At 69.5% G+C, this 10,824-nt stretch carries 9 protein-coding genes and 1 pseudogene; 4 read left to right on the top strand and 6 right to left on the bottom strand.

Annotated features, from left to right (window positions below):
* The 3 genes and pseudogenes from K2Z83_RS24855 to K2Z83_RS30210 all read right to left on the bottom strand — a co-directional run.
* A pseudogene (locus tag K2Z83_RS24855) lies at window positions 1-1,027 on the bottom strand (hypothetical protein); the annotation flags it as partial.
* A 53-nt stretch (window positions 1,028-1,080) separates the two neighbouring features.
* Entirely contained in the window at window positions 1,081-2,463 is a 1,383-nt protein-coding gene (locus K2Z83_RS24850) for a hypothetical protein (RefSeq protein WP_220597869.1), read from the bottom strand.
* Between the two features lie 90 nt (window positions 2,464-2,553).
* A complete protein-coding gene (locus K2Z83_RS30210) occupies window positions 2,554-3,753 on the bottom strand; it encodes a helix-hairpin-helix domain-containing protein (RefSeq protein ID WP_220597868.1) in 1,200 nt (399 codons plus the stop codon).
* A 218-nt stretch (window positions 3,754-3,971) separates the two neighbouring features.
* On the opposite strand from K2Z83_RS30210, the gene K2Z83_RS24840 reads away from it, so the two are divergent.
* The 3 genes from K2Z83_RS24840 (at window position 3,972) to K2Z83_RS24830 (ending at window position 8,009) form a co-directional block, all read left to right on the top strand.
* Window positions 3,972-4,826, top strand: coding sequence for a YihY/virulence factor BrkB family protein (locus tag K2Z83_RS24840; RefSeq protein WP_220597867.1), 855 nt, complete (start codon window positions 3,972-3,974; stop codon window positions 4,824-4,826).
* 261 nt (window positions 4,827-5,087) lie between these two features.
* Entirely contained in the window at window positions 5,088-6,053 is a 966-nt protein-coding gene (locus K2Z83_RS24835; RefSeq protein ID WP_220597866.1) for a YafY family protein, read from the top strand.
* A gap of 225 nt (window positions 6,054-6,278) precedes the next feature.
* On the top strand, window positions 6,279-8,009 hold the full coding sequence (locus tag K2Z83_RS24830) for a DUF4832 domain-containing protein (RefSeq protein WP_220597865.1): 1,731 nt from the start codon (window positions 6,279-6,281) through the stop codon (window positions 8,007-8,009).
* A 13-nt stretch (window positions 8,010-8,022) separates the two neighbouring features.
* Here the strand turns inward: K2Z83_RS24830 and K2Z83_RS24825 are convergent, their stop codons facing one another.
* The 3 genes from K2Z83_RS24825 to K2Z83_RS24815 all read right to left on the bottom strand — a co-directional run bounded on the left by K2Z83_RS24825 (window position 8,023) and on the right by K2Z83_RS24815 (window position 10,299).
* On the bottom strand, window positions 8,023-8,451 hold the full coding sequence (locus K2Z83_RS24825; protein ID WP_220597864.1) for a GNAT family N-acetyltransferase: 429 nt from the start codon (window positions 8,449-8,451) through the stop codon (window positions 8,023-8,025).
* Between the two features lie 27 nt (window positions 8,452-8,478).
* Entirely contained in the window at window positions 8,479-8,952 is a 474-nt protein-coding gene (locus K2Z83_RS24820) for a hypothetical protein (RefSeq protein ID WP_220597863.1), read from the bottom strand.
* A 165-nt stretch (window positions 8,953-9,117) separates the two neighbouring features.
* Entirely contained in the window at window positions 9,118-10,299 is a 1,182-nt protein-coding gene (locus tag K2Z83_RS24815) for an FAD-dependent oxidoreductase (RefSeq protein ID WP_220597862.1), read from the bottom strand.
* A 127-nt stretch (window positions 10,300-10,426) separates the two neighbouring features.
* Here K2Z83_RS24815 and K2Z83_RS24810 point away from each other — a divergent pair.
* On the top strand, window positions 10,427-10,824 hold a 398-nt coding region (locus K2Z83_RS24810), incomplete at its 3' end, for a metallophosphoesterase (protein ID WP_220597872.1).

Genomic DNA, 10,824 nt, shown 5'->3' with positions numbered 1-10,824 from the left:
AGATCATCGTCGCGGAGAGGATATCTGCGGACAGCAGGAGTAGCCAGGCCGGCAGCGGGCCGGGGATGGCGTGCAGGGCCAGGGTGAGCAGCGGGGCCACGGCGACCGCCCCGCAGAGGCCGAGGAAGGCGCGGGCCAGCGGGTCGCCCTCATTGGGGAAGAGCGCGCGGGCGGCCAGCCAGCCCGGCAGGCCCAGCACAAGCAGCGCGCCCAGCCCGCGCCAGGGCAGCGGCAGCAGCAGCGCCAGGTGGCCGAATATGGCCACCCCCACCCACGCCACGTAGGGGCGCAGCAGCCACAGCGGCGGGTCCGGCACAGCCCACGCGAAGCCGCCCGGGTCGCGCCAGGCCCAGAGCGCCATCCCCGCGCCGATGACCCCCACCGCGTAGTGGCGCAGCAGCAGCGACCATGAGCGGCGCGCCACGGCGCGCCGCTCATGGTCGCTGCTGCTGCGCCCCAACATCGCCAGGATCACCCCCAGCGCCCATGTGATCAGCAGCGCCCGCATGAGCGGCGGGCCGAGGGGCGTGGGGCCGAGGTAGCGCAGGTCGGCCCGGTCGAGGACGAGGCCGAGGGGCCGCGGGTCGGCGGGGCCGGGGGATGCGGAGGGGATGATCAGATCGAGCGGTGTCTGGCCGCCAGCAGCTCCATCACTGCCGCCGGGGGGCAGGAGCACGTGGTAGATCCGCCACCCGGTGTCCGCGCCGAAGGCGACCATGGGCTGGCCGGATCGCGCCAGGGAGAGCGTGCGATCCTGGGGCGGGGCGAAGGGCGCGGCGTGCAGGCGCATGGTCAGGGCGACCGGCCCCTGGTAGACGGCGGGCAGCAGCAGGCGGGCGCCGGGGGCGCTCCAGCGCACGCTGGCGTCGCCGTCGGCCTCGGCGGGGTAGAAGTTGGCCAGGAAGTAGGCGTCGCCCGGCGCGCCCACGTCGATCGTCTGGGGCGATGGGTGGGACAGGGCGACAACGAACGCGATAACGAATGTAATAACGAATGCGGCGAATGGTAGGGGCGCAGCAGTGGGCAAGGCCCACTGCTGTGCCCCTACGTCGCGCACCCTGGTCGGGCGGGGCGACACCGTCACTCGCCGATCACAAAGACCGGCACCGTGCTGCCGCCGCCGGCGGTGACGTTAAGCAGGGTCACGGTGGAGAGCCGGCAGAGGCAGCCGTCCACCTCAGAGCCGAAGAGGAAGGGGTCGCTATCGACGAGGCGCTGGCCGACGACGACCTGGCCATCGACCAGGGCCGGGTAGGGCTCGTAGGCGATGGTGACCTTCTCCTGGACGACGAAGGGCGAGCCGAGGGCCACCTTGAGCGCGGCGTCCCACTCGTCGGCGCTGCTCTCCCAGCCGATGGTGATGCCCTTGCCGCCGTACTCATCGTTCGGCTTGAGCAGCAGCCGGTCGCGGTTGGCCCGCGTGAAGGCCAGCAGGTCGTCGATATGATCGCCCTGGTAGGTGCTGGGGCCGGGGCGGACGACGCGCGTCCAGGGGATGTGGTAGGTGACGGCCTCGCGCTCCTCGTCGCTGAAGTCGCCCTGGAACTGCTCGTCGGTGAGCAGGGCGAAGATCGACTTCTTGTGCAGCAGCTTGGCCCGGAAGTTGTTGACGACCACGCAGGCGCCGGCGGCGTAGGCCTGGGCGAGCGGGTGTTGCAGGGCCGCGTCGCCATAGTGGACGAGGAACTCGCTGGTGAGCACGCGCTTGAAGACAATCGTCACCGGCGTCTCGGTGCCGCCGAGGCTGGCGTAGAGCCGGCCCTCGCGGAAGCGCAGGTCGTCGGGGGTACAGATCACCGCCGGGAGCTTATGCTCGGCGAAGAAGTCGCGGAACATCTCGAACTCGGTGGCGGTGGGCAGGCCGGACCAGTCGAGGATGGCGACGCGGGGCTCGCCGCCGGGCGAGCCGGCCTCGCGCCATGCGCCGAGCAGCGTCTCGATCATGCGCTGGCGGGCGGGCAGCGGGCGCATGGGGTAGGCCTTGGCGAACTCCCGCATCACCGGCATCTCCAGGAAGGCCTGGCTGAGCAGATCCTCGTAGGCGATCGCGGCGGGGCTCTCGGCGTTATACTCGACGAACTGGAGCGTGCCGTCGACCGTCAGGAAGGTGTCCATGCGCGAGTGGGCGCTAGGGTCGGCGTAGCCGGGGTGCATGTCGATCAGGGCCTGCTCGTGGGGCGTGAGCATGAGCTGGGCGCGGACGGCGTCGCCGGCGGGGCCGGGCGAGAGCCCGAGGTCGGCCACCTTGCGCGAGGCGCGGGCCACGGCCCCCACGGCGCGCCGGAGCAGGGCGTACTGGTCCTCGCCGATCAGGCGCGGGCGGAGCACGCTACAGAGCGGCCGCTCGCCGAAGTACAGCCTGCGGGCGTGCATGCCCGCGGTGAGCGTGGCCCACGACTCGCGGGCCATGTCGGCGCTGAGCAGCAGCTCGTGGTAGTGGTCGATCGCGTCGGCGAGAGACATACGTCACCTCGTAATGATGTAGGGCCGAAGCATCGGCCCCGCCATTCATGGGATGGGGCCAATGTACACAGGGCCGATGCTTCGGCCCTACTACCCGGCGCGCTCGGCGGCCTCGGCGACCCAGGCCTCGGCGTTGACCGGCAGGCGGGTGGGGCCGATGGCGGCGCGCACCTGCTCGACGCCGGCCGCGACGATCTGGGCGAAGCTGGTGATGCCGGCGGCGGCCAGGCGCTTGGCGTAGGCCGGGCCGATGCCGTTGATCAGGGTCAGGTCGTCGCCCTTGCCGGCGGGGGCGGCCTTCGGCTTAGCGGCGGCGGGCTGCTCGGCGACGGCCAGGGCGGCCGGGGCGGCGGCCCCGCCGATCAGCTGGCCCCAGGCGTACTCGCTCGGCTCGCTGCGGCCCTTGAGCGCCAGGCCGATCGTGTAGTCGGCCATCGTCTTCACCACCCAGTCGAAGTAGTGCGGCGTGAGCGAGTTCACGTCGAAGTCGGGGGCCGGGTTGGTGAAGTCGATCGCGTAGGGCACGCCGTCCTTCAGGGCGAACTCGACCGTGTTCATGTCGTAGCCGAGGGCGCGGTTGATCTTGAGCGCCCCGTCGACCACCAGGCGGCCCTCCTCCTCCGTGAGGTAGTGGTCGTCGCGGAAGTAGCGGTTGGGCCAGGGGGCGTTCGCGTCGAACTTGATCGTCATAATCTGCTCCTGGCCGACGACAATACAGCGCACGTACTTCTCCCAGGCGATGTACTCCTGGAGCATCATGCACTCGGTGCCGGTCTCGTTATAGGCCCGCCAGAGCTCCTCGAAGTTGTTGACCTTGTAGACGTTCTTGAAGCCGCCGCCCCAGGCCGGCTTGAGGATAGCCGGGAAGCCACCGACATACGCGACGTGCTCCTTCCAGGGGATGGGGTAGCGCAGGTTGCGCAGCGACTCCTCGACCACGCCCTCGACGTAGGAGTGCGAGGGCAGGGCGATCGTCCTGGGGTGGGCGATGCCGAGCTTCGTGCAGATGCTGGCCCCGAAGAACTTGTCGTCGGCGCTCCACCAGAAGGGGTTGTTGATCACGCGGGTGCCCGAGAGGGCCACCGTCTTGAGGAAGGTGCGGTAGTAGGGGATCTCGTGGCTGATGCGGTCGATGATCACATCGTACTCGGAGACCTCGGCCATCTGTGTCCCGCCGAGCTTGACGAACTCGGCGACGACGCCCGCGCCGCGGCGGTTGACCTCCTCGATGAACGCGGGCGGCCACGACCACTCGCGGCCGACGATCACGCCAATCTTTTTGGTGCTCACAGTCGCTCCTCTGTCTCTGGCTGCAGCCGTCTGATCGGCACGTCTGCGTCTTCGCATGGGGGTGGGCTCCCTGCCCGCTGTGGCGGCGATTGTACCATAAACTACCAATATCCCTGGTTTGCACGCCTTAGGCGTGCAAGCCGGGGATATTGATCAGTGGACTCTCCAGAAGACAGGTATAATCGGGCGGGCGATGAGCGTGAAAGGAGAGGGGAACTGTGACCTTGACAAAGCTGCGGAGCTTCGCGATGGCCGCCTTCGCCAAGTGGCAGAAGGACGACTGCATGAGCCTGGGGGCCTCGCTGGCCTACTACACGCTGTTCTCATTCTTCCCGCTGATCCTGGTGGTGCTCAGCGTGGTGGGCGCGGTGGTCGACCCGCAGGAGTTCTCGGTGCAGCAGCGCCTGCTGGGCCTGATCGGCTCGGACCAGGTGCGCGGGCTGGTGACGCAGACGCTCCAGAACCTGAACGACAGCAGCTCGGGGGCGGGGATCATCGGCTTTATCACGCTGCTGCTGGCGGCCAGCGGTATCTTCGGCGCGCTGGACAAGGCCTTCGACGCGATCTGGGAGGCGCACCTGGAGCAGAAGGAGGGCGCGGGGATCCTGGCGGCGATCATCAACGTGGTGCAGAAGAAGCTGCTGGCCTTCGCCCTGGTGCTGGGCTGCGCCCTGATCATGCTGCTGTCGATTGTGTCGACGGTGGTGGTGACGGCCCTGAGCAGCTTCACCACGGCGCTGCCCGGCCAGGGCCTGCTCTGGCAGGCCGTGCAGTTCGCGGCCTCGCTGGGGCTGCTCAGCCTGGCCTTCGCCACGCTGTTTAAGTTTATGCCCAACTGCAAGGTGCCCTGGGGCGATGTCTGGGTCGCCGCGCTGATCGGCGCGGCGCTGTTCACGGCGCTCCAGAAGGTGGTGGGGATCTACCTGGGCCAGGCCAACTACGCCTCGTACGGGGTGGTGGGCAGCGTGATGGCCCTGATGGTCTGGATCTACCTGAGCAGCCTGGTGATCCTGCTCGGCGGCGTGCTCTCCTACGCCTACGCCAAAACGTATGGCAGCCTGTCGGCTGCCTAATGTTGAATGTTGAATGCTGAATGCTGAATGCCCGGCATTCAACATCAGATCCGCTCGCCTTCTGTCATAATGACACCTTTCAGTTGCTCAGTGCCTCACCCGCTCAGCGCCTCAGTGATCTAGCTTGAGCATAGCGCCGAATTCGGCTATAATCGATCCGCTTTCGCACAGATATGCTATAATCGGCGAGCTGTCGGGGCGCAGCAGCGCCGCGCTGCTGCGCCCTTACGAAGGCCCTGCTAGGGTATAGGGAGCGCAGCGATGTACCACCCGACGACGCGCGTGCTGACGGTGCTGGAGCTGCTCCAGTCGCACCATCGGCTGACGGGGCCGGAGCTGGCGAGCCGGCTGGAGGTGAACGCGCGCACGGCGCGGCGCTATATCACGATGCTGCAGGATATGGGCATCCCGATCGAGGCCGAGCGCGGGCGCTACGGCGCCTACATGCTGCGGGCGGGCTTCAAGTTGCCGCCGATGATGTTCAGCGAGGACGAGGCGCTGGCGGTGGTGCTGGGCCTGCTGGCCGCCCGCCGCCTGGGCCTGACGGTGGCCGCGCCGGCCGCCGAGGGCGCCCTGGCGAAGATCGAGCGGGTGCTGCCGGAGAACCTGCGCGAGCGACTCCAGGCCGTCCAGTCCAGCCTGGTGCTCGACCTGGCCCGCTCCGAGAGCGCGCCCTCCAGCGATGTGGTGGTGACGATGAGCCAGGCCGCCCAGGCCGGGCGGCGGGTCTGGATGCGCTACCGCCCCGACCGGGGCGAGCTGACGGAGCGCGGCTTCGACCCCTACGGGATCGTGTTCCGCCAGGGCCGCTGGTATGCGGTCGGCCACTGCCACCTGCGCGAGACGCTGCGCATGTTCCGGCTCGACCGGGTGCTGGAGCTGCGGGTCGAGGAGACTCCCTTCGCCCGCCCGGCCGGCTTCGACGCCGCCGCCTATGTCGTCCACGCCCTGGCCACCATGCCGAACACCTGGGAGGTGGAGGTGCTGCTGCACGCCACGCTTGAGGAGGCCCGCCGGCGCATCTCGCCGATCTTCGGCACGCTGGAGGAGCTGCCCGAGGGGGTGCTGCTGCGCGCCCACGGCGACCACCTGGGCTGGATGGCCCGCGAGCTGGTGGCCACCGGGCTGCGGCTGACGGTGCGCCAGCCGGCGGCCCTGCGCGAGGAGCTGCGCGCCCTGGCCCAGCGGGTGCTGGAGATGAGTAGGGGCGCAGCAGCCCCCTGGTAGACTTCGGGTAGCTGCCCCATCCGCTGCTGCCACGTTGGGGCGCAGCAGCCCCTGGTAGACTTCGGGTAGCTGCCCCATCCGCTGCTGCCACGTTGGGGCGCAGCAGCCCCTGGTAGACTTCGGGTAGCTGCCCCATCCGCTGCTGCCACGTTGGGGCGCAGCAGCCCCCTGGTAGACTTCGGGTAGCTGCCCCATCCGCTGCTGCTGCGCCCTTACGGAGCCGGGATGCGACCACGACTTTCGGCCAACCTATCGTATCTGCTCGTCGCGCTGGCCGCGCTGATCCCGCGCGTGGTCGGGCTGGGCCAGTTCGTCACGATCGATGAGGTGGGCGGCTGGATGCTCCGCTCCGCGCGCTTCCTGGCGGCGCTGGGCACCGGCGACCTCGCCGCCACCGCGCAGTCGGCCCACCCCGGGGTGACGACGATGTGGCTCGGCGCGCTGGGCATCGCGCTTCACGATGCGCTGGCCGCCCGCAGCCTGATCGACCCCGCCGACTTCGCCACGCGCCTCGGCCTGATGCAGCTGATGCCGGCCCTGGCCAACGCCGCCGCCGTGGTGGCCGGCTACGGGCTGCTGCGCCGGCTGCTCGCCCCGAGGCTCGCCCTGCTCGCCGCCCTGCTCTGGGCGCTCGACCCCTTTGTGATCGGGTTTAACCGGGTGCTCCACGTGGATGGGCTGATGGGCAGCTTCGCCACGCTGAGTGTCCTGGCGGCCTGCGTGTATTGGGGGCTGGGGGTTGGGGGGGCCGCGCCGGCCTGGGCGGTCGACCGGCTGGCGGCCGGGGTGACGGAGGAGGGCGGCGAGCCGCACCAGTCGGGGAACTTCTACCTGGGGCGGCCGGTGGATGTGCCGGGGCCGCAGTACTACGCCACGGCGCTGGCCATGCGGCTCACGCCGATCACCATGCTCGGCCTGGGCCTGCTCGGCCTGCGCTGGCGGCGTCGGGCGCGCGGGGACCAGGCCGCCCTCGCTGCGCTGGCCTGGTTCGCGCTGCTGCTCATGCTGGAGCTGAGCCTCTTCCCCAAGAAGTTCGACCGCTACCTGGAGCCGGCCTTCCCCGCCGTCGACATCCTGGCGGCGGCCGGGCTGCTGGCCCTGGCCGAGGGATGGAGGTCGGCGCCGCGCCGCGCCCTGCTGGGCGGGCTGGCCCTGGCCGCCGCCGCCAACGCGGCCTGGTGGCACCCCTACGGGATCATCGCCTACAACCAGCTGCTCGGCGGCGCGCCGATGGGCGCGCGCACCTTCCACATGGGCTGGGGCGAGGGCATGCCCCAGGTGGCCGCGTGGCTGAACCGCCAGCCCGGTATCGATGAGCAGGGCACGATCAGCAGCTCCGTGGCCACCCTGCGCCCCTACCTGCGCCCCGGCGTCGGCGTCGATCTGCCGCCCGCCGGGGGCCAGATCCCGCCCGACGCCGGCTTCGCCGTGGCCTACCTGCGCAGCGCCCAGGCCGGGCTCGACCCGCCCCTGGAAAGGGTCGCCGCTACGCAGACGCCGGTCTTCACGGTGACGATCCACGGCGTGGCCTACGCGCAGATCTACGAGGTGGTGCCAGCGCCGCAGCACGAGCTGCGCGCTGCCTTCGGGGAGGGTATTGTGCTCCAGGGCTACGACCTGGCCCAGGGCGATGGGCGGCTCGGCCTGACCCTGCACTGGGCCACAGCCGGCCCGCCGCCGGATGTCGCGCTCTTCGTCCACCTGCTGGACTCTGCGGGCCAGCGCCGCGCCCAGATCGACCTGCCGGAGGTCACGGCGGGCTGGGATGGCGGGCGGCACTACCGCACCCGGCTCGCGCTGCCGCTGCCGGGCGACCTGCCGGCGGGCGAGTACGCGCTGGCCCTCGGCCTCTACGACCCGCAGAGCTTCACGCGGCTGCCGCTCTCCGGCGCGCCCGCCGCCGACCCGGCGGCGGCCGGGCCTGATGCGCTGCTGCTGACGAGCGTGCGCCGCTGAGGCGCGCGGCCCCTCACTCCGCCGTGAGGTCGAAGTCCACCATGATGACGCCGGAGGTCTCCGTGCCGCCCGCCGCCGCGTAGAGCCCGCGCGCCGCCGTGTTCTCCTCGTCGGTCAGCACCCAGGCCTGGCGACAGCCCAGCTCGCGCCCGCGATCCAGCAGCGCCCGCACCAGCATCAGGCCGACGCCGCGCCGCTGGTGGCTCGGCGCCACCCCCACCTCGTTCACCCACAGCTCCACTGGCTTGTCGGGGTGTACGTAGTGCACCGCCGAGGCGAAGCCCACCACCGCGCCCCCGTCGATGGCGACCGCCAGGTGGTGGCGGGGGTCGGACAGAAACTCGGCCGTCGCGGCGAGGTTCACATCTTCGTCGAACACATCGTCTGCCACATGCTCCAGCGTGGCAGCATCGCCGGGGCCAAGTAGGCGGATCGTGATCATCGGCGGTTCTCCAGAATATCGTGTACCTTATCTCCCCACAGCGGAGATAAAGAGCGCCGCCAGTGAGATATAGGCGACTACGGTGGTGAGCGAGACGATGGCGGTGAGCCCGAACTTTGCCATGGCGGGCCAGGCCGACCGAAAGATGCTGGTGTTAATGCTGAAACCGATCATGCCTGCGACCGCCCCGATCAACCCGCCGATCAAGATGAGGATGATCGGGAGCCCGCTCCACACCCAGACATACCATTTGAGCGGCTCAGTCACGCTGACAGTGCTGCCGTCGACGACGATCTGTGGCACATCGAGGCCCATAAACTGCGGCTTCCAATCGGCGACGACTTCTCGGCCATCGTTTCGGCGCAGGAGCATCTGGTTGCGCTTCGGCCCCTTCGCCGCTGTCTGCCCGTTAACAAGCAGCTTTGGGCCTGCGAGAAAGCTCGCGGTCTGAACGCTGATGGACTGTCCTTCGAAACCTTCGAGGTTGATCGGGTAGTTCACGCGTGTGCTCCTTGTGTGGATGATTCTCCCGCATGACTATACGGAATATGAGTTGCTTTGCTGTAACCATGCACACCAAAGAACGGTCGATATCTCTTACCGACAAACGACACGAAGAATACGTCTGGTCATTCGCAGGCGGGCCGACGCCCGGCGGCGAGTTGCTCACACGCCCTTGAGGTACTCGCGGATCATCAGGGCGGCGGTGGCGCCCTCGCCGGCGGCGCTGGCCGCCTGCTTGGTGCTGCCCTGGCGCACGTCGCCGGCGGCGAACACGCCGGGCACGCTGGTCTCCAGGGTCCGCTCGGTGACGATGAAGCCGTACTGGTCGCGGGCGATCTCGGCGGGCAGCCAGGCCACGTTCGGGGTCAGGCCGATGAAGACGAACAGGCCGGCCGGCGTGATCTCGGCCACCGCGCCGCTCTTGCGGTCGCGGGTGACGATCGCGGCCAGCTTGCCGTCGCCCTTGAGCTCGTCGATCACCGTGTTGTAGCGCACCTCGATCTGGGGCAGCTCGTTGATCTTATCGATCACGACCTTGCTGGCGCTCAGCTCATCGCCGCGCACGAGCAGCGTGACCTTATCGACGAAGCGGGTCAGGAAGACGCTCTCCTCGCCGGCGCTGTTGCCGCCGCCGACCACGGCCACCTCGCGGCCCTTGTAGAACGGCCCGTCGCAGGTGGCGCAGAAGTGGACGCCGGCGCCGATCAGCTCGTCCTCGCCGGGCACGCCGAGGCGGCGGTAGGTCGAGCCGGTGGCGATCAGCACCGCCCGCGCGCCATACTCGGCCCCGTCGGAGGTGGTGATATAGCGCGACTCCATCTCGGCGCGCAGGCCGGTCACCTCCTGGGCCTGGAGGATCTCGACGCCGAAGCGGCGGGCCTGCCGGGCCAGCCGGTCGGCGAACTCGGCCCCGCCGACGCCCTCGGGGAAGCCGGGGAAGTTGTCGAGCCGCTCGGTGACGCCGGCCTGGCCGCCGACGCCGCTGCGCTCGATCACCAGCACGTCCATGCCCTCGCGGGCCGCGTAGAGCGCGGCGGTCAGGCCGGTCGGCCCGGAGCCGACGACGATCAGGTCGTAGTAGGCCATCTTCGCCCGGCTCTGCAGGCCCAGCTTTGCGGCCAGCTCGGCGTTGGATGGCTCGACCAGCAGGCTGCCGTCCCCGAAGACGATTGTCGGGATGATCCGCTTGCCGCCATTGCTCCTCTCGACGAAGGCAAGCCCCTCGGCGTCCTGCTCGACATCAACCCAGTGGTAGTGGACGCGCTGCTCGCCGAGGAACTGCTTGGCCCGCTTGCAGTCGCCGCACCACGTCGCCCCGTAGACCGTGATCTCCGTGTCGCCCATTGCTATCGATCTCCTCTGTGCATGTCGACGATTTCTGAGAGTACAGTCCCAGCGCGGCGCAGGGCGTTACAGCTGCGTAATTCTGTTTGACGGGCACCCAGCCCTGGCCTATACTCATAGCACCGCTATGAAGATCGCCGTACTGGCCGACACCCACGCCAACCTCGCAGCGCTGCACGCCGTGATCGACGACATCGACTCGTGGTCGCCCGAGGCCGTGATCTTTGCCGGCGATATGGTCAACCGTGGGCCGCAGTCCGACACATGCCTTGACCTGACGCTGCGCATGCGCGACGAGCGGGGCTGGCGGGTGATCGCCGGCAACCACGAGCGCTACATGCTTCACTACGCGCAGGATGTGGCCGGCGGCGCGATCCCCTCCAGCGGCCCGCGCTACGAGTTCAGCCGCCTGATCGGCTGGGCCTACGGCCAGGTCGCCGACCGCATCCCCGCCATCGCCGCACTGCCCGACCGGCTTGAGCTCGACACGCCCGCCGGCCCGCTGCGGGTGATGCACGCCTCCGT

Source organism: Oscillochloris sp. ZM17-4, from assembly GCF_019599295.1.
GTDB lineage: Bacteria > Chloroflexota > Chloroflexia > Chloroflexales > Chloroflexaceae > Oscillochloris.
The sequence above is the reverse complement of the archived record's forward strand: the minus strand, read 5'-3'. Positions and strand labels throughout refer to the sequence as shown.

What these genes read in the sequence shown, in the direction of transcription:
- K2Z83_RS24830 (WP_220597865.1), top strand. Translation starts at nt 6,279, where the DNA reads ATGCGACCACGACTTTCGGCCAACCTATCGTATCTGCTCGTCGCGCTG.
- K2Z83_RS24825 (WP_220597864.1), bottom strand. Translation starts at nt 8,451, where the DNA reads ATGATCACGATCCGCCTACTTGGCCCCGGCGATGCTGCCACGCTGGAG.
- K2Z83_RS24835 (WP_220597866.1), top strand. Translation starts at nt 5,088, where the DNA reads ATGTACCACCCGACGACGCGCGTGCTGACGGTGCTGGAGCTGCTCCAG.
- K2Z83_RS24850 (WP_220597869.1), bottom strand. Translation starts at nt 2,463, where the DNA reads ATGTCTCTCGCCGACGCGATCGACCACTACCACGAGCTGCTGCTCAGC.
- K2Z83_RS24815 (WP_220597862.1), bottom strand. Translation starts at nt 10,299, where the DNA reads ATGGGCGACACGGAGATCACGGTCTACGGGGCGACGTGGTGCGGCGAC.